General features: G+C 44.9%; 18 protein-coding genes and 1 pseudogene. 18 read left to right on the top strand and 1 reads right to left on the bottom strand.

From position 1 onward, the window contains the following. From IFO66_RS23710 to IFO66_RS06080, 15 genes and pseudogenes are all read left to right on the top strand, one after another. Positions 1-235: pseudogene (locus IFO66_RS23710) on the top strand (group II intron reverse transcriptase/maturase); the annotation flags it as partial. Between the two features lie 139 nt (positions 236-374). After that, positions 375-794 carry a CBS domain-containing protein gene (locus IFO66_RS06015; RefSeq protein ID WP_192024288.1) on the top strand — a complete coding sequence of 140 codons (420 nt, stop codon included), beginning with the start codon at positions 375-377 and terminating at the stop codon, positions 792-794. Positions 795-851: 57 nt separating this feature from the next. Beyond that, entirely contained in the window at positions 852-1,154 is a 303-nt protein-coding gene (locus IFO66_RS06020; RefSeq protein WP_028594543.1) for a MazG-like family protein, read from the top strand. 5 nt (positions 1,155-1,159) lie between these two features. Beyond that, positions 1,160-2,080, top strand: a complete 921-nt coding sequence (locus IFO66_RS06025) for a DUF2232 domain-containing protein (RefSeq protein WP_192024289.1) — start codon at positions 1,160-1,162, stop codon at positions 2,078-2,080. Between the two features lie 11 nt (positions 2,081-2,091). After that, positions 2,092-4,062: a DHH family phosphoesterase gene (locus IFO66_RS06030; RefSeq protein ID WP_192024290.1), complete on the top strand. Its 1,971-nt coding sequence runs from the start codon at positions 2,092-2,094 to the stop codon at positions 4,060-4,062. Then, positions 4,059-4,502 (top strand): 50S ribosomal protein L9, encoded by a 444-nt coding sequence (gene rplI / locus IFO66_RS06035; protein ID WP_192024291.1) that lies wholly within the window; start codon positions 4,059-4,061, stop codon positions 4,500-4,502. The genes IFO66_RS06030 and rplI overlap by 4 nt, the downstream gene beginning before the upstream one ends. Before the next feature lies 1 nt (position 4,503). Continuing rightward, positions 4,504-5,859: a replicative DNA helicase gene (gene dnaB, locus IFO66_RS06040; RefSeq protein ID WP_192024292.1), complete on the top strand. Its 1,356-nt coding sequence runs from the start codon at positions 4,504-4,506 to the stop codon at positions 5,857-5,859. A 293-nt stretch (positions 5,860-6,152) separates the two neighbouring features. After that, a complete protein-coding gene (locus IFO66_RS06045) occupies positions 6,153-7,436 on the top strand; it encodes an adenylosuccinate synthase (RefSeq protein ID WP_192024293.1) in 1,284 nt (427 codons plus the stop codon). A 241-nt stretch (positions 7,437-7,677) separates the two neighbouring features. Then, a complete protein-coding gene (locus IFO66_RS06050) occupies positions 7,678-8,448 on the top strand; it encodes a spore coat protein (RefSeq protein ID WP_192024294.1) in 771 nt (256 codons plus the stop codon). Positions 8,449-8,823: 375 nt separating this feature from the next. Further along, positions 8,824-10,359, top strand: a complete 1,536-nt coding sequence (locus IFO66_RS06055) for a peptidoglycan DD-metalloendopeptidase family protein (protein ID WP_225445546.1) — start codon at positions 8,824-8,826, stop codon at positions 10,357-10,359. 229 nt (positions 10,360-10,588) lie between these two features. Next, a complete protein-coding gene (gene yycF, locus IFO66_RS06060; RefSeq protein WP_192024295.1) occupies positions 10,589-11,314 on the top strand; it encodes a response regulator YycF in 726 nt (241 codons plus the stop codon). Then, the gene (gene walK, locus IFO66_RS06065) at positions 11,314-13,242 is read left to right on the top strand and encodes a cell wall metabolism sensor histidine kinase WalK (protein ID WP_192024296.1); all 1,929 of its coding nucleotides are present in this window, start codon (positions 11,314-11,316) and stop codon (positions 13,240-13,242) included. The genes yycF and walK overlap by 1 nt, the downstream gene beginning before the upstream one ends. Before the next feature lies 1 nt (position 13,243). After that, positions 13,244-14,566: a two-component system activity regulator YycH gene (locus tag IFO66_RS06070; RefSeq protein WP_192024297.1), complete on the top strand. Its 1,323-nt coding sequence runs from the start codon at positions 13,244-13,246 to the stop codon at positions 14,564-14,566. A 29-nt stretch (positions 14,567-14,595) separates the two neighbouring features. Beyond that, positions 14,596-15,342, top strand: a complete 747-nt coding sequence (gene yycI / locus IFO66_RS06075; RefSeq protein ID WP_192024298.1) for a two-component system regulatory protein YycI — start codon at positions 14,596-14,598, stop codon at positions 15,340-15,342. Next, on the top strand, positions 15,339-16,160 hold the full coding sequence (locus IFO66_RS06080) for an MBL fold metallo-hydrolase (protein WP_192024299.1): 822 nt from the start codon (positions 15,339-15,341) through the stop codon (positions 16,158-16,160). Before yycI ends, IFO66_RS06080 begins: the two co-directional genes overlap by 4 nt. On the opposite strand, the gene IFO66_RS06085 is transcribed toward IFO66_RS06080, so the two are convergent. Continuing rightward, a complete protein-coding gene (locus IFO66_RS06085) occupies positions 16,147-16,398 on the bottom strand; it encodes a hypothetical protein (protein ID WP_420488651.1) in 252 nt (83 codons plus the stop codon). The two genes, IFO66_RS06080 and IFO66_RS06085, sit on opposite strands and share 14 nt — an antisense overlap. Positions 16,399-16,655: 257 nt before the next feature. Here IFO66_RS06085 and IFO66_RS06090 point away from each other — a divergent pair, with 257 nt between their 5' ends. From IFO66_RS06090 to IFO66_RS06100, 3 genes are all read left to right on the top strand, one after another. Beyond that, entirely contained in the window at positions 16,656-17,918 is a 1,263-nt protein-coding gene (locus tag IFO66_RS06090; protein WP_192024647.1) for a S1C family serine protease, read from the top strand. A 157-nt stretch (positions 17,919-18,075) separates the two neighbouring features. After that, entirely contained in the window at positions 18,076-18,246 is a 171-nt protein-coding gene (locus IFO66_RS06095; protein ID WP_084509106.1) for a CxxH/CxxC protein, read from the top strand. Positions 18,247-18,711: 465 nt separating this feature from the next. Continuing rightward, complete coding sequence (locus IFO66_RS06100) at positions 18,712-19,881, top strand: MalY/PatB family protein (protein ID WP_192024300.1); 1,170 nt, start codon at positions 18,712-18,714, stop codon at positions 19,879-19,881. Positions 19,882-19,965 lie beyond the last annotated feature (84 nt).

The raw sequence follows: 19,965 nt of genomic DNA on the forward strand, positions 1-19,965 counted from the left end.
CCAATGGATTCGTCGACGATTGCGGATGTGTTTATGGAAGCAATGGAAACGTGTACGCACCCGAATACGAGAGCTTCGAGCACTTGGTGTTCCTGAATGGGTGTGCCGAATGATGGCAAACTCAAGGCGTGGAGCGTGGGAAATGTCTCGAAACACAAATAACGCCCTACCGACTTCTTACTGGGAAGCGAAAGGGCTGAGAAGTTTAGTTACTCGTTATGTAGAACTTTGTTAACCTTTTGGAACCGCCGTATGCGGACCCGCATGTACGGTGGTGTGAGAGGACGGGGGCTAGGCGCCCCCTCCTACTCGATTTTCTATCCTAGAATGTGTTAATTTAAAGATATGGAAAGTTTGAGGAGGAGACTGAACGGATGAACATCGCATTTTTCTTACTGCCCAAGCATGAGGTTGTATGCGTAAGCAACCAATCTACACTAAGGCAGACGCTGGAGCGAATGGAATATCATCGCTACACGTCAGTTCCGATTATTAATGATGAAGGGGAATATGTAGGTACGGTCACAGAGGGCGATTTGTTGTGGCATATGAAAAATTCAAATGGGGACATTACATTTGAAACGGCTTCCCTTTTTCTACTCAGTGAAGTTCCACTTAATAAGAAAATTAAAGCAGTGCGTATAGATTCGAACATGGAAGATTTGGTTAAGTTGGCAAAGGTACAGAACTTTGTTCCGGTCGTTGATGATAGGCAGAGATTCATTGGTATTGTTCGTCGTAGTCAAATTATTGAATATTGTGAGCAGTTCATGACGAAAGCTATGGATGCCTAATAATTAATGATATAATGGAATGTAATGCTCGTATTGAAGGGGTGTGAATTTGTAACGATGCCCAAGGATATGGATGTGGCCAAACGGCTCAAAGTCATTGAGTGGCTTAAGACAGAAGTGATGGATTATACGGCACGCCTATTCAAGTCGTTGTGGGAAGGAAGCACGACGAAAGTGTTGGACAGTCTGGCAAGTCTTATCGTGAGCAGTTACATCCTAGGTCGTCGAGTTGGTATTTCTTATAAGGATCTCGACAACAGCATCTTAGACAAATTGCATCAATTCAAAAAAGAAGGTCATCAGTTGGAAGACTGGTATCAGGATATTTCAAAGTTGGAAGAACATTTACGCAAGAGGTGAACATCTTGAACAACCGCTGGACGGCGATCGGATGGGTAGTTGCTGCACTGGTGCTGCTGCTATCATTCGGGACGCTGATGCAACCAATTACGATGAGCTTTGTTGCTATACCGTTTGTTGTATTATTTACGACGTTATCAACGGCAGCATTTATGGCATGTATAGCGGCAGTGCTGCTCATCGTGTTTTTACTGTTACAGCCCATTGGCTCTATTGTCGTACTTATATCACTGTATTTTATTATCCCTGCTATCGTTATGGGCTATTTATTCAAGCGCCAGCGGTCGGGGTGGTCGGTATTTGTAGGCGGCACATTAGCTTTTCTGATTCAATCTTTATTAGCATTAGGGCTAACAAGCTACTTGTTCCAAGTCGATATTACAACGTACTTACATGAGTATCTTACACAGTATCAGAAGCTGGCTGCTGATATGGGTGTTGTTATGCCGAATATGCCTTCTGTTGATGAACAGGTTGCATACATTAGTATGAGACTCCCGTCCTTGCTGATAGCAGGTGCGGTCTATATGGGCTCCATTACGTATGCAATTAGTCGCAGACTACTGACAGCACAAGGTGTTTCGGTACAGCGTATGAAGCCAGTTAAGTATTGGATGCTGCCGAAGTCATTGTTATGGTATTACTTAGTTGCCATGATTCTTGAGCTGGTTATCGTGAAAGAAGCTGGTTCATTCCTTACTTTAGTCATTGTTAACTTGTATGAAATTTTGCAAGTAGCCTTTATTGTACAAGGTGTATCTTTCTTGTTCTTCTACGCCGATTTCAAAGGTTGGAAACGAGCATTGCCTGTAACATTAACGATATTTGTTGTCCTTTTCCCGCCGTTTCAATATATTTGCCGACTTGTCGGCATTATAGATATGGCGTTTCCACTGCGCCAAGCAGTCTCTAGACCAAAGCAATAGGGTGAGCATCGATGCCGAAAATATGGTTTCAACGCTGGTTCGCAAGGCATAACAGCTGGTCCATGCTTTATGTACTTGTATTAACTCTCGTTGTCGCTTATTACAATTGGATAATTGGATTTCTAGGATTTATCGGCTTTGCCGCACTGCTTCTTATCACGTTGGCTGCTGAACGCAATTTCCGGGCGGAGATGGAGGCATATTTATCTACACTTGGATTGCGTGTGAAGCGGGCCGTTGATGATGCGGTAACTGAGCTGCCTTATGGCATTGTGCTGTATAGTGATCAGCGGGTAATTGAATGGAGCAACCGATATGTAGAAGTGTTGAAAGGTTTGAAAGGTGAAGGTAGTCTCGTCGGAGAACGTCTCGAAGAGGTATTTCCGAAGTTAAATCTTCACAAAGATAAACATTTGCCGATCGAGCTTGAAATGGGTGGGCGATTGCTTCAAGTACAGGTTGTCGCAGAAGAGCGTCTTATTTACTTCACAGACATATCTGAAATGGCGGCGCTTCGTGCTCGTTATGAAGGCGAACGGATGGCTGTTGGCATCGTTGTGCTGGATAACTTGGAAGAGTCTATGCAAGGTTTAGATGATCAACAGCGGGCAGGTTTGTTAGCCAAGGTGGTTGCGCATCTTACAGAATGGGCCGCGGAGAACGGCATTCTGATGAAGCGTTTGTCTTCTGAGCGTCAGTTCATGGTGATGGACGTACAGACGCTGAAGGCACTTGAACAGACGCGTTTCGTTGTACTAGACGAAGTGCGGGAACTGACGATGGAGAGCAAGCTGCCAGTGACGCTGAGCATGGGCTTTGCTGCGGGGCTAGAATCCATCGTAGAACTTGGACAGTTAGCGCAATCGAGCTTGGACATTGCGCTGGGCCGCGGCGGCGACCAAGTAGCTGTGCGGGTCGGCCAGCGGCTGTCCTTCTACGGCGGGAAGTCCAACGCCGTAGAGAAGCGGACGCGCGTGCGTGCGCGCGTCATTGCACATGCGCTGCGCGATTTCATTCGCCAGAGCGATGCGGTGTTTATTATGGGACACCGCAATCCCGACACCGATTCGGTCGGGTCAGCGATTGGCGTGTTGAACGCGTGCCGCATGATGGAAACGGAAGCTTACATCGTGCTGGAGGAGAGCAATCCTTCAATTGACCGCTTAGTAGCGGAATTGAAGAAGGATGAGCTGCTGTGGTCGCGTTTCATTTCTAAGCAAGAGGCGTTGGAGATGGCGACGGATGATAGCTTAGTCATCGTCGTTGATACTCATAAAGCTTCTATGGTAGAAGAGCCAAGGTTGCTGCAAGCAACGGATCGAATTGTTATTATTGATCACCATCGCAGAGGCGAGGAGTTTATCTCTGATGCCGTGCTGGTTTATTTGGAGCCGTATGCATCTTCAACAGCAGAGCTAGTAACGGAGTTGTTGCAGTATATTCATAATCGACTCCATCTTAGTGTATTGGAATCAACAGCGTTGTTAGCTGGTATTACGGTAGATACGAAGCATTTCTCACTTCGTACCGGTTCACGAACGTTCGATGCGGCTAGCTTCTTGCGCCGCCACGGCGCAGATACAGCGCTCATTCAGCGTATGCTGAAGGAAGACCTGAAAGAGTATATTGAAAAGGCAGAAGTTATTCGCCATGCGGAAATGTACTATGATCATATTGCGATCGCAGTAACGGAACCTGGCCGCAAATTTTCTCAGTTGCTGATCGCACAAGTAGCTGATACGCTGTTAAATATGACAGGTGTATTGGCATCGTTCGTTATTAGTGAGCGTCCAGATGGCTATATTGCTATAAGCGCTCGCTCGCTTGGCCAAATGAATGTGCAAGTAGTAATGGAACGACTTGGTGGGGGCGGACATCTGACGAATGCGGCCGTACAATTGCAATGTACCTTGGATGAAGCAGAGAAACAGCTCAAACAGGTACTAGCAGAAATCGAAGCAGAAGAGGGGTTGTTCGAATGAAGGTCATATTGCTGCAAGACGTCAAAGGACAAGGAAAAAAGGGACAAGTAAAGGAAGTATCTGAAGGGTACGCGTTGAACTTTCTTATTCCGCGAGGTTTAGGTCGTCCAGCGACAGATGGCAATCTGAAGACGCTCGAACAGCAGCAGAAATCGGAAGATAAGCGCAAAGAGCAAGAGAAGTTAGATGCTGAGGCGCTTGCAGCGAAGCTGGGAGAGATGACAGTAGTCGTTAAGACGAAAGCCGGTGAAGGTGGTCGTCTATTTGGAGCTATTACATCTAAACAAATTGCGGAAGCGATGCAAAAGATGAACGTGAAAATAGACAAACGCAAAATCGAATTAGCAGAACCGATTCGCTCACTGGGATACAGCAATGTTACGGTGAAGCTGCATCCTGAAGTGCGTGGAACGTTGAAGGTTCATGTAACGGAGGAGTAAGATGAACGACTTTCAAGTCGATCGAGTTCCACCGCAGCATGCTGAAGCTGAGCAGGCCGTGCTCGGTGCAATCTTGTTGCAATCAGAGGCATTAATTACATCTATGGAGCGGGTGCAGGCTGAAGACTTCTATCAGCCTGCCCATCAAATTATATATGAGGCGATGATCGAGCTGGGCGAAGAAGGTCAGCCGATCGATATCGTCACGTTGGCTGCGAAGCTTCAGTCAAAGAATCAGCTAGATGACATCGGGAATGTATCCTATTTGTCACAGCTGGCTAATGCAGTTCCAACAGCTGCGAATGTGGATTACTACGCGCAAATTATTGAAGAGAAGTCGATGCTCCGTCGTCTTATTCGCACAGCAACACAGATTGCTAGTGAAGGGTATACAGGCGAGGACAATATTGGCGCACTCTTAAGCGATGCAGAACGTCGCATTCTAGAAATATCGAATCGTCGCTCTTCCAGCGGCTTCATTGCGATTAAGGATGTACTTATGGAAGTCTTTGATCGAGTGGAAATGCTATCGGAACAGGCGGAAGGTACGACAGGGATTCCATCTGGATTTACGGATTTGGACAAAATGACGTCCGGATTCCAACGCAGTGACTTGATTATTGTAGCGGCTCGTCCATCCGTTGGTAAGACCGCGTTCGCACTGAATGTAGCGCAGAACGTCGGAGTTCGTGCCAAGGAGACTGTCGCTATTTTTAGTCTAGAGATGTCCGCCGCACAGCTTGTGCAACGTATGATCTGTGCGGAGTCTAATGTAGACGCGACTCGCTTGCGCAGCGGTAAGCTGGAAGATGATGATTGGGAGAAGCTGACGATGTCGATTGCTTCGTTATCCGAAGCACAAATCTTCATCGACGATACACCAGGGATAACGGTTGCGGATATTCGCGCTAAGTGCCGTCGTTTGAAGAAAGAACATGGCCTTGGCATGATTCTCATTGATTACTTGCAGCTTATTTCAGGTCGCGGTAAGGCAGGCGAGAATCGTCAGCAGGAAGTATCCGAGATTTCCCGTACCCTTAAAATGATTGCCCGTGAGTTGGAAGTTCCCGTTATTGCACTATCTCAGCTTAGTCGTGGGGTAGAGCAGCGGCAGGATAAGCGGCCAATGATGTCTGACCTTCGTGAATCTGGTTCCATCGAGCAGGATGCCGATATCGTTGCGTTCCTGTATCGTGACGATTACTACGATAAAGAATCCGAGAAGAAGAACATCATCGAGATCATTATCGCGAAACAGCGTAATGGGCCCGTTGGTACGGTTGAATTGGTGTTTCTCAAAAATTTCAATAAATTCGTAAGCTACGAGCGGAATCAAGCTGATCCTTATGCGGGATAATAAAGCTGATAAATGCCGCTTAAGCTTCAGTTGGTTGAAAGACCGCTGTTCGTTCCTATACAAAGGCATTTGCTTTTTGTATAGAATGGCAGCGGTCTTCTTGTCTCATTTGACAATATTGGACAATATTCCGAACAATGATCATCGTTAAATGTTTATTGTTCGCTTTTACGTTGACTTTGTTCGCTCAGACTGCTACACTTGGATTGCTGACTTTGATCGATAACAAGCTATCATCATGGATCGAAGCAGCGAATATTGGTGTGTGAAACACCCGATGGGGGTATGGTTTTATGTCCACAGTTGTTGTTGTAGGAACCCAATGGGGCGATGAAGGTAAAGGAAAAATTACAGACTTTCTCGCGGAAAGCGCAGATGTTGTTGCGCGCTACCAAGGTGGTAACAACGCGGGCCACACAATACTTATCGATAACAAGAAATACAAGTTGCACTTGATTCCGTCCGGTATTTTCTACGGCGATAAGTTGTGCGTCATCGGTAATGGTATGGTTATCAATCCGAAGGCATTAATTGAAGAGATTACTTACATTCATGATAATGGATTTACAACGGATAATCTTCGCATCAGCGATCGTGCTCATATCATCTTGCCATACCATATGGTTCAGGATGAGCTGGAAGAAGAGCGCAAAGGTCCTAACAAGATTGGTACGACACGTAAAGGTATCGGTCCTGCTTACATGGACAAGGCTGCGCGTATCGGTATTCGTATTACTGATTTGCTTGATGAGGAAGAGTTCACGAAGAAATTCCGTCATATGGCAAATGAGAAAAACGAGTTGATCAAGATGTACGGCGGTGAGCCGCTGGATATCGAAGCTACATTGAAAGAGTATTTGGAATATGCTGAATTCATTCGTCCTTACGTAACAGATACTTCTGTTGCATTGAACGATGCAATTGACACAGGCAAGAAAGTACTCTTCGAAGGCGCACAAGGCGTTATGTTGGATATCGACCAAGGTACGTATCCGTATGTTACATCCTCCAACCCAACTGCGGGCGGCGTGTGTATCGGTTCGGGCGTAGGTCCTTCCAAGATTCAAGAAGTTATTGGTGTTGCGAAAGCATACACAACTCGTGTTGGTGACGGCCCATTCCCAACGGAATTGGATGATGAAGTTGGTCACTATATCCGTGAAGCGGGTCATGAGTACGGTACGACAACAGGTCGTCCTCGTCGTGTAGGCTGGTTCGATACGGTTGTTGTTCGTCACGCGCGTCGCGTGAGCGGTATTACAGGGTTGTCCTTGAACTCTTTGGACGTTCTGTCTGGTCTTAAGACAGTTAAGATTTGTACAGCTTACAAGTACCGTGGTGAGATCATCGAGCATTACCCTGCGAACTTGAAAACACTTGGCGAATGTGAAGCGATTTATGAAGAAATGCCAGGTTGGTCTGAAGATATTACACAGTGCAAGTCTCTTGATGAATTGCCAGAGACGACTCGTAACTATGTGAAACGTGTATCTGAGCTTACAGGTATTCCGATCTCGATCTTCTCCGTTGGCCGTAACCGTGAGCAAACGAACCAAGTTCGTAACATTTATCGCTAATTGAATCTTTATCATTAATTGTTCGTTCTAGGGCGTTCTATTCTTACTGTAATTGCAGTGAGAATAGGCGCCTTTTTGATTGCGTATGGCGCATAAATGCTAGTTTGATGGGTGATACTAAGAAGTATTGCCTAATCTAGTCAGCACATCAGTATTAGTTGTTGTGACATCAAGATCTTCTTCCGAATGCAGCTGACAGTGGCATTGTGAGCGTGAAGGATACGGAAGGAGACAGGATCATATGCGATTTTTCATTCGCTGGCTAAGGATGTTGGCGGCATTTATCGTTATTAGTGTCATTACAAGTTTATTGACTATTGGGACAACCGCACTGGTTGTTGATCAGTATTTGCAGACGACAATTCAACAGTTTCAACTGCCCATTGAAAAAAAGCCATTAACGGCCATGTCACTGTGGAGCAGTTTATGGAATGGGGCCAAGCTTGAACAGCCCATTGGCGACATAGAAACACGTGAGAATGCTCAATCAAACGAGCAGCCCCCTAATCGGGCAAAGGCGCAACAAGGGATTATGCGAGAGCAGCAGCTTCCAGGCGGCCGTAGTGGGAATGAAGCAGAGGCACCTAATACATCAGGTGCAGGTGCGCAGAACGGATCAACCTCTGATGCTGATGCCGCTATGCCTGTCTGGGGTGGGAGCATGAATGAATCTGCTGAATCAGGAAATCGTGTATTAGTTACGCCTGAAGCTATCGTTGAGGGTAAGGATAAACTGACGGAGCAGACGAAGGAGAAGCTGTTCAGTACGTTAATGAAGAAGCTTCCTGCTGATGATTGGCAGCGTATATCCACGCTGATGGAAGAGGGATTAACAGCAACTGAGCTTATAGAAATGGAACAAATATTAGCAAAGCATTTGAATGATGAAGAGTATAAACAAATGCGGGAGATTTTGACCGGCAGCAGCAAGCAAACGCAGCAAGCGCAGGCTAATGAGGGTAGTACGAATAATAGTAGTACAAATAGTAGAGAAGATACTGAGCTGCAGTAGCTTCTCTAGCTGCACTAGCTTAGAGTTTAGCTGGATTTACAATTACGATAAAATAAATGAGAGAATAGTAATTGTACTTTGGTATCGTATCGAAAGTGTTGATTGCATGCATAGTATGCAAGAAAAATGGGCCTCCATCTATATATAGATGGAGGTTATTTTTGATCTTGGTGCAGGATATGGAAGAAGATAGTGGATATTTGGTGAACGTATCGTGTTACGAACTGCTGTCGGTTGCATCTCAACTTTGACCTATGTTACATTGTAAAAGGTGACAATTCGTTAACTATTTGCTAGTAGACAACATGTTATATTCGAACGCATTGTACGATAAAGATTCGGTCCATATTTTGAAGGAATAGTAAGGAGCTAAGCATGAAACCATCAAACAATCATTCTCAGCATGAGGGGACAACAGAAAACGTCGATGTTCAACAACCCCATACTGGCTGGAAGCGATGGGCGACTGCACTGAGCAACAAGATGAAAGAGCAAGCATTGCTAGCGCGACTGCAACAATCTCGCAAGCAGGTAGTAATGACGATTAGTGGTGCAGCCATCGTTGGAGCAGCTATTTGGGGAGGTACATCTTATGTACAAGCGAACCGACTACCTTACCTTCATGTATATAGCGACAATCAATATATAGGGACGGTTGCTAGTCAATCGGACTTGAATAGCTACTATGATACGTATTTGAATAATATTCAAGCCAAACATCCTGATGCGATCATGAAGCTCGATACGAGCAGCATTCGTACAGAAGAGCACATTGCATATAAGCCAGAAGTTACAACAAGTGAAACACTTGGAAAATTGGACAAGCATCTTACGACTTACGCAGCAGGTGTTCAATTGAAAGTGAACAGCAAGCCTGTTGGTATTGTGAAAGATTACGATACAGCCGAACGAATTTTGGCACAGGTAAAAGGCAAGTATGAGGTTGGGCTTAATGAAGTTAAGCCTGTAACTGCCTTAACTTCATCTTCGGAGAAGACAACGAAGGCGATGTCTCGCCTAGAGTCGGTTAGTCTCCGTGAGCGTGTCAGCATGCACGAAATTAAGACAGAGCCGGGAAAAATGCTTAATGAGAAAGCAGCATTGTCTCTGTTAACGACAGGAACTGCTCAGCCCAGAAGCTATACGGTTAAGAAAGGCGATACGCTATCTTCTATTGCTAAAGCAAACGATGTCTCAATGGAATCGATTTATCGTAACAACCCAAATGTAGGAGAAGGCTTCCTTGAGGTTGGAGAGCAAGTAAACTTGATGGAACCAGATCCGCTGCTTACTGTGAAGACGGTAGAGGCGTACAGCGAGTATATCGTTACAGAACCGCAAGTCATTACGAGAGAAAACCCGGAAATGGCTGCTGGTGAGACGAAGGTCATTCGTGAAGGTACGGAAGGCTTAAAACGTATGTCGTATCGTCTTATCAAGGACAATGGCATGATGACCAAAGAAGAATGGCAAGGTCAGGAGATTATTAAGCCATCTGTTCCTAAAATTGTAGTTAAAGGTACAAAAGTCGTATCAGGAGAAGGAACGGGCAACTTTATTAATCCGGTCAATTCACCTGTATTAACGAGTGGCTTTGGCCAACGTTGGGGCCGATTGCACAAAGGCATTGATGTCGTATCAGGTGACCATACGATTATGGCTTCTGATGAAGGCCGAGTATCATTTGCTGGTGTAAAAAACGGCTACGGCAACGTGATCATGGTTGATCACGGTAATGGTTACGTTACGATGTATGCCCACTTGGACTCCATTAGCGTTGAATCCGGCGATATCGTTGAGCAAGGTCAAGCTATCGGTGTTATGGGGAATACGGGTAATTCTACAGGAACACATTTGCACTTTGAGATCCTGAAAGATGGCGAACCGCAAAACCCACTTAAATATTTATAATCACGTATGCAGTGAATTGAATCATGAAATTTGACTGCTTTCGTATAACAAATGCAGGGGCTGTTCTATGTCATGGAGGTGACAAGGACAGCCCCTATTTGATTTAAGTAGGTCGAGAAGAAGTATATAGATTGCTCTTAAACGTCCAACGTTTGCTATCGGGGGAATAAAGGAAGTATGCTACAATAGACGAATAAGATTCGATGGAATTTAAAGTGAGGTGGAGTTCATGTACGGCAAAATATTAGTCGTGGATGATGAACAGCCGATTGCGGATATTTTGAAATTCAACTTAGAAAAAGAGGGCTACGAAGTCGTCTGCGCTTTCGATGGCAACCAAGCAGTAGAGCTGGCATTGTCGGAGAAGCCAGATCTTATTTTGCTTGATCTAATGCTACCTGGTAAAGACGGTATGGATGTTTGCCGTGAAGTGCGCCAGCATCGTCATATGCCGATCATTATGCTGACTGCGAAGGATACGGAGCTGGACAAAGTATTAGGTCTTGAATTGGGTGCTGATGATTATGTGACGAAACCATTCAGTACACGTGAACTACTCGCGCGGGTAAAGGCACATTTACGTCGCCAGAAGGCAGATCCAGCCGCTGAAGCAGCAGGTGTAGATGAGCAGGACAAGCAGGGAATTCGTTTGCATGAGCTGTTAATCGATACCGATATGTATCTTGTATATAAAAATAAGAAAGCACTTGATCTCACACATCGTGAGTATGAATTGCTGTACTATTTAGTGAAAAATAATGGCAAGGTCATGACGCGTGAGCATTTATTGCAAGCGGTATGGGGCTATGAATACTTCGGAGATGTTCGCACGGTAGATGTAACGATACGTCGACTGCGTGAGAAAATCGAAGATGACCCTAGCAAGCCTGAATATATTATTACGCGCCGTGGTCTTGGTTATATGATGCGTAATCCGAATAACGGAGGACTGTAATGGTTGCATGGGTGAGTCGTTTCTTTCGTACGATTCAGGCAAAGCTGATTATTATCTATGTGCTGCTTATTCTTATTGCGATGCAGTTGATCGGCGTCTATTTCATCAGTACGATGAAGGATTTGTTTACGACGAATTTTACAGACGATCTCAATAAGACAGCGAGTATCGTACAACTTCTCGCAGCTCCTAAGCTGGAAGAGAACGAGGGAACGCCCGATCAGAAATTGCGGGATGAACTCAATAATATTTTGCAGACGTTATTTACGATGAATGGTGTAGAGATACAGGTGCTCGATGATACAGGTCGAGTGTTGGCGACCTCTGTACAAGCTCATCGCGGCTATATCGGTCGTAAAAATACGGAAACCGTCGTCAGCCGCTCCTTACAAGGGATACCCGAGAATGAAGAGGCTATTATCGACGAGCATAATGTTCGGAAAAAGGTTATGGCGAAGCCGATAATAGCCAACTCTGTTGATGGCGGAGTGGTTGGCGCCGTGTATATCGTTGCTTCTATGGAAGATTTATATGAAACGATCGACTCGATCAATCAAATCTTTTTATCTGGAATGATCATTGCGCTTGGTCTAACGGCTGCTCTGGGCATTATACTTGCCCATACGATTACACAGCCGATTACCGAAGTGACTAGACAGGCAGCCAAAGTAGCTGAAGGGAACTTTGAAGGAACTGTTCCGGTGCTTGGAAATGATGAAATTGGCCATTTGAGCGAGGCTTTCAATCATATGACAAGGCGTCTTCAAGAAGCGCTGAGTGTAAATGAAGAGGAAAATGAGAAGCTAGCATCAATCTTGACGAATATGAGTGACGGCGTAATTGCTACGGATGAGCAAGGTAGGGTCATTCTTATGAACCGAGGAGCTAGCGAGCTTCTTGGGATGAAGGAAAGCGATGCAGAGGGCAAAGATATTGCCAAGATGCTGAACATCTCATTAGATGTGTTACAGAAGCAGATCGATGGGCAAGTGAACTGGATGCTACTGCCCTACAGCTCATATTTGGATGAAGGTACCGCAGCTAATGAACATGAATCGATACTGCGCGTAACATTTAGTCCTATTCATCGTCGTGGTGAAGGGACAACAGGTACCATCTTCGTTCTGCGAGATGTAACGGAGCAGGAGAAGTTGGATCAGTCACGTCGTGAATTTGTAGCCAATGTATCTCATGAGCTTAGAACACCACTAACGACGATTAAGAGCTACACAGAGGCACTGGATGATGGTGCATTGGATGAGCCAGAGCTAGCAGGACGATTCGTTGGCGTTATTCGCAATGAAACAGAGCGAATGATTCGTCTAGTAACCGATTTGCTGCACTTATCACGCTTGGATTCGAAGCAGGCTAGCTTGCGTATGCAGCTAACGGATGTGTCGGAACTTCTGGATGAAGCAATGGATCGATTCTCTTTCCAATTCCGTAAGAAGCGGATCGATGCTCGTCTAGAAATAGAGTCTGGCATTGAATCCCTTGTTATGGATCGTGATCAAATCGACCAGGTATTGGACAATGTATTGTCCAATGCAGTTAAATACACGCCTGAGCATGGAACAATTCGCTTGCGAGCGGCTTGGATAGAGGATAGCAGTATGGTGGCTGTAACCATAGAAGATAACGGTATGGGTATCCCGAAGAAGGATATTGCGCGCATTTTTGATCGTTTTTATCGTGTGGACAAAGCTCGTTCGCGCAGTATGGGCGGTACAGGATTAGGCTTATCGATTGCCCGGGAAATTATAAGGGTACACGGTGGAACGATTACGATTGACTCGGAATGGGAGCAAGGTACGCAAGTTACGTTTACACTCCCAGCTGTTATTCACACCAAAGAAGATGTTGCCGGCCATGTAGAGGACAAGGACAATCTGTCTCAGCCTAAAATGATTGAAGAAGGAAGTGATTAGGGTGAAGGAGCAAGCAAAGTCGATTGTGCTGGCAGTGCTTATTGTAACAAGCCTGGCGCAGAGCTTCTTCCTGACCTATAACATGCCGAACTTCAATGCAGTTATGAAGCGGGAGAATGAATATATGCCGGTACGGCCTCTTGGCCAGGAGCTAAAGGTAGAAAATTTGATTTATCCTAATCAAATTATTCTTCATTTAGGGAATGACAAGCACGCGATGTTGTATCCGGACGTACCGTTTTACAATATTGTGCTGAATCGATTAAAAGGTAGATCGTTCGAGGCTTTCCAGGTGAAATCTGCGGAAACTATTGATTGGAAGCAGATTCGTCGCGAGTATGAGGGGATTGAGTTGCAATTTGAATCCGCTATACCTGCGAAGCTGCTAGAAAAAGTTATTCCTATTAATGAAGATGATTCTGCGTTCATGAATGAAAACATTCGTGAAATATGGATATATGCATTAGAAGATATGAATCAGGTGCGGGTGCTTTTCGTGACAGACAATAATGGACGTGTCTATGAGTCTACGAGAGCAGACTTAACCGTACAGGATGTAAAGGTACAAGTTGAGTTTGGAAGAGGTGTGCCAGCCTTTAAGCGTGTAGATGACGCATTTTATATCCCTGTTGAGCCGTATGAGATGACGCAGCTCGTTATGCCTTATCAAATATTTACGCCGGAGGAGATGCAGAACAGTTTATTTTTCGATCCGACGCTAACGAAAATAATTACCGAAGCGAACGGTTCTGTCATTTACACGGACAGTAAACGAGGATTGCAAGTAAATCAAGAGCATCATTGGGTAACCTATTCCGATCCAAGTGCACCGGCAGAAGGACAAAGTGATGCGACAAGCGATGTATTAAAAGCCATTTCCTTTGTGAATCAGCATGGAGGATGGAATGGTACGTATCGATTGTCCTTAATTAAGGATGGAACAGAGAACGATCAATCGAATCCCATGCTTCAATCGCTTCATGGTAAGCACAGTCGAGTGCGATTCCAACAATATTGGGGTTCTTATCCGATTATTATGAATTCGGCACTTAAGTTCGGCTACGTACAGGTTACTTTGCAAAATGGAATGGTTACGACGTATGATCGTTCGCTTATTAAGTTAGGTGGCCATGCGACGCAAAGAGAGCTACGCAAGCTTCCTGCGGGCGACGCATTGTTAAAGAAGCTCAAGCAAATGGAGCGTTACTCAGAAATTACAGACGTACAACCAGTATATAAACCTGTCCTGATAGAAGAGGGAATGAAGCTCACCCCTGCTTGGCAAGTTACGTATCAGGATGGAACAACGGATTGGGTTATATAAATGAGCTCGAAATGAAAGGAGGAGCAGTTATGGATTGGGGTCGCGCTAAGAGCATATTAATTTATGCCTTTCTAGCCTTAAATATCGTGCTCGGTTATCAGCTCTGGCAGGATATACGCGATCGGATGCACTCTGATAAGGACTGGAGGTCTCTATCAGCGGAGACGATTCGTACGATGGAGGAGAAGCAGATTCAGATTAAGGGACCCATTCCTTCTGAGACTCCTTCATTGCGAGAAATTACGTATCGTTACAAGGTGAAGCAGGATCAACCTGTACCTTTAATAAATGAAGAGCTTGGTAAAGTGGTGTTTTCTCACTCCGAGACCATAGCTGCTCTAGAGGATGAAATTCCGCATATTGAAGAGTACTGGTATGACGATTCCTATCGTGATAATATGTTCGTGCTGCATCAGATGATGCCGACGGGATATCCTATATTCGATGTACGCTTGGATTTATTTTATGATAATCAGAAGATTACAGAATATCGTCAGCAATATATGGAGTTAGTAGAATCGGATGAAGCCCCGGCTCAGACGGTTCTGCCTGCCTCCAAGGCATTGGGTAAGTTAATCGAAGACCATTTGCCTTCAGGTTCTGTTATTAAGAGTATTAAGCTGGGCTATCACGGCCAACAGTTTGATACCGATATTCAAGTAGCTGCACCTGTATGGCGTGTGGTGCTAGAGAATGGAAATGATATTTTTTATGTGAGTGCCAATAATGCAGCTGTTGAGCATTATCAGGTGGATAAGAAGGAGAAGGAAGCATGAGCTTACGATTTACGGTGTTGTCGAGCGGCTCTACGGGCAATTGTACAGTCGTGAAGACAGACGATGCGACGCTCATGATCGATGTCGGTTTGAGCTGCAAACGAACAGACGAGCTGCTGCATGAGCAGGGCTTGTCTGGTTCAAGTATTGACGGTATTCTCGTTACACATGAGCATTCCGATCATGTTAAGGGATTGGGTGCATTCGCTCGTAAATATGATGTGCCTGTATACGCGAATGAGAAGACCTGGGAGGCATTGCAGAAGCATGTCGGCAAGTTGGCAGAGGAAAAGCGAATTGTGATGGATACGGGCGAAGCGAAAGACTTTGGCGATCTTCGTGTCGAATCGATTGGCATTTCCCATGATGCGGCCGAGCCGGTGGCTTACAATTTCTACGAAGGCGAAACCAAGCTGAGCGTAGCGACCGATCTCGGTTATATGTCGGACAAAGTTCGCGATGCGATCTCAGATGCAGATGTACTTGTGTTGGAGTCGAATCATGATATTCAGATGTTACGCATGGGACGTTATCCATGGAATATTAAGCAGCGAATTCTCGGCGATAAGGGACACTTGTCCAATGAAGCGGCTGGTGAGGCAATGAGTGAAGTGGTGACAGGCAATACGCGCAGAGTGTATCTAGCCCATTTAAGCCGTGAGCATAATCAGAAAGATATTGCCCGCATGACGGTACAGGATGTTATGGAGAGCAATGGGCATTTTTATAAAGAATCAGAGCTTCAAGTACTTGATACGCACTATGATCGGCCAACGGCATGGGATCATGTACGTGAGAAGTCTATCATTCGTCTGTAAGTTCGAGAAATTGATCGAGCTCTAATGCTTTGCGCGAGATATCGTCCTGTTCTACGATGCCCTTTTCAACGAGTAGTTCCATTAAGGTAGAGAGGGCAAGGGTGAGGCGGTAATTGTCTTGCTTCAGATCAGCGATCTGGGCGATTAGATCAATATTGGACCACATCGCTGATTGAGCATCGGCATTGGAATGAAATTGATGGTGATCACGATAATCGGAATAAGTTCGGAATGACATGTTTACAACCTCCTATTAATATAAATTTGATATAGGTGTTACATGGATGGGTAGCTACGGAATAAACCGTATTCATAGAACTTGGCTATGTTGAAATCAAGCTATTGGTGCTGTCTAGCAATTCTATTGATATAAATGTTATGTAAGAGAATTAAAATCTATGATTATTCATAGCATGATAATAGAAGCAATTGCATTAAATATAGTATTGACCATATAAGCAGTTCGTAATCATGGTTACAGGGGAGTTGGAGCGGATGGGTTTGTTCGATGATGATTTCTATTCGTCAAAGGTATCGCGCAGGAGCAGGTTCAGTGGTAATCGTAAGCAGCATGCGGAAACATGGAACTGGAAACGTGCAAGTCGGTCACATCGGCACACCAGTTTATCCACGCTGCAGGTTGCGATTGTTAGCTCAATAACGAGCGCAGCCTTTGTTATTTTGATGTATTCATGGCTCATTCATGCTCAAGCTCCAACAACTGTAGTCGCTGCAGCAGAACCATCTATAGATACGATTGCGAATGCTTATGATGATTTGCTTGTGCAGGCAGCAGATAAGGCTAGCCCGACGATCGTTAGCATCCTAAACAAGCAGAAGGCGATCGAGGAAGAGGAAAGCAAGCAAGGGCTGGATGATATTAGCTTGGGATCGGGCATTATTTTTGAGAAAAAAGATAACGACGCATATATCCTTACAAATGAGCATGTAGTAAGCGGGGCTGAACAATTGGAAATTGTATTATCTAATGGACAGCGCAAGCATGCAGAGGTTGTGGGTAAAGATAAAATATCGGACTTGGCTGTGCTCAAGATCGATGGTGCTGGCGTAAATCAAATTGCGGAATTTGGCGATTCGCGCAGTTTGCGTCGGGGTGAAACGGTTATTGCGATTGGCAATCCGTTCGGACTCGGTGGTTCGCTTACTTCGGGCATTATTAGCTATACGAATCGAATGATTCCTATTTCTTTAAATGGGGATGGTGTCTACGATTGGGAACAAACCGTCATCCAAACAGATGCAGCAATTAATGAGGGAAATAGCGGCGGTGCGCTAATTGATCTGCATGGACGTGTCATTGGTATTAATACGATGAAAATCGCTTCTACGGGAGCGGAAGGACTCGGTTTTGCGATTCCAATGCACGAGGTAGGGAAAGTTGTCGATCAGCTTATGAAAAAGGGTAAGGTGATTCGCCCTTATTTAGGTGTGTACACGGTTGATCTCGAAAATGAGTATGCTCCCATTACAGATGAACAGCGTAGTGATTTGAAGCTGCCGAAGTCAGTTACATCAGGTGTTATCGTCTTAGAGGCCTCTGGACCTGCCCAAGAGGCAGGGTTCAAGTTGAATGATGTCATTGTGAAATTCGACAAGCAGGATATTTCTACGACGTTGGAATTAAGAAGGTATTTGTATGAGCATAAGCAGGTTGGCGACACCATGGAGATTACGTATTACCGGGACGGCAAGCAAATGAAGATCACTGTTACGTTAGGAGATCGTCCTAATTCGTAATTGGTCGGGAATGTAGGTTTGTTAGCTGATCGGTGTTGAGTTATGTAAGTTTGCTTGTGTTTCTTATTGTATTTGGATTGTGGCTTGAAACGAAACAGAGCTTGGAGTACATTAGAGATAAGACAAACAGCTGGTTAGGCAAGAAAGAGGGAACTTCATGTATGTAGTATGCAAAGAGCATGTAGAACTAGCAATTGATAAGTTCGTTGATGAATTTGAAGATGCACCGGATATTGTAGACTTGGATGAGCAGCAATTCAGTGATTGGGAGCGCCCAATTCGTTGTTGTATGAATTGTGAGGAAGAGGCACAATTCCTGGTCGTATAGCGAAGGATGTTAGTTGCATAGTTGCGGGCATCGAGATTGCTTTTTAAGGTGATCGTGTCAGAAGTAAGATGAAGATGCCTACTGTATGAGATGTGTATAACTGCAACGTATGAAGAACAAGCAAGGGGAAAGCAGGCGGGAGTCTGTGAATACCCTTGTTTTTTGCTTGTTATGGGGACAGTATCATGAATAATGGGGATAACTAAGATGTTAGGTGAGATGATAAAGGTTATCCACATGTGGACAAGCGATTTTGAAGAGAAATGTAGGGCAGCTAACAATGCTTATGATGGGGATAATTCCGATGCAGGATGTGAATAGGTGATATTTGTCCTAGAGCCGCTTGGTTATTTTTTATTGAAAGTGCTGTTGATACTTTTTTAACGCGCCTACTAAATAGCATGTTATACTTTGGTAAAATAAGTTCAATTCATTTACATAGATTTAGGACGAGGTGGAGACTTCATGTACGAATTTGACCGAGTAATTGACCGCACTCATACAGATGCATCAAAAGTTATTCCGCAGTCAGCGGCACATCAAGACTGTATTCCTCTTTGGGTTGCAGATATGGACTTCGTGGCTGCTCCTGCGATTCAAGAGGCAATTGTGAAACGGCTTCAAACGCCGATATATGGATATACCGAGCGTTCGGATCGTTATTATAATGCGGTAATCGGATGGATGGACAAGCGTCATAACTGGCAGATTAAGAAGGATTGGATCGTGACGATTCCAGGGGTTGTGCCTTCTATGGCTGTTACGATGAGAACTTGGGTGAAGCCAGGCGAGAAAGCAATCATTATGCCGCCGCTATATCCTCCATTTGCGAGTATGATTGCTTCCAATGGCGGTACAGTCGTGACAAGTCCACTCGTGCTGCAAAATGGACACTATGAGATCGACTTCTATGACTTTGAGCAGAAGGCGAAGGACCCTGCGGTAAAAATATTCTTCCTCTGTAATCCGCATAACCCGGGTGGTCGTGTATGGTCGCGTGAGGAACTACAGCGGATAGCGGATATTTGTCTCGCGAACGATGTTCTCATTTTCTCTGATGATATTCATCATGACATCGTGTTCCCAGGGCATACCTATACGCCGATTGCTTCCTTGTCTCCAGAAGTTGCGGATATTACGATTACAGCTACGTCTGCGGGTAAGTCGTTTAATATTGCTGGCTTTAAGGCAGCAAATATTATGATATCGAACGCGAAGCTGCGCAACGCGTTCAGCAGAACAGTACAAGCATTGGGTATCAATGATCTGGATGTGATGCCAATTGAGGCAACGATTGCTGCCTATACAGAAGGCGAAGCGTGGTTTGATGCGATGATGGCGTATATGCAAGGTAATAATAAGCTCATTGAGGAGTTTATTACAGCACGTATTCCTGAGGTTAAGGTGTTCGAGCAAGAAGGTACGTATTTGAAATGGCTAGATTTCCGTGAGCTTGGGCTGTCTCCTGTGGAGTTGAAGGACTTCTTGCAGTTAAAGGCGAAGGTATGGTTGAACCAAGGGATTTCGTTTGGTGATAATGGAGCGGGCTTTATGCGCTTGAATATGGCTTCGCCGCGTTCTATCATTCAAGAGGCGTTGGAGCGTATGGAGAAAGCTATTCAAGCGCGTCGTTAAGTTACTTTTTAAACATTTTTGCAAGGGAAGGGAGGGCTTAGGTCCTCTCTTTTATTATGAGTATGCATCGGGTACACTAGTGGT

Origin of the sequence: Paenibacillus arenosi, from assembly GCF_014841135.1 — a bacterium.
In the GTDB taxonomy this organism is placed as follows: domain Bacteria; phylum Bacillota; class Bacilli; order Paenibacillales; family Paenibacillaceae; genus Paenibacillus_B; species Paenibacillus_B arenosi.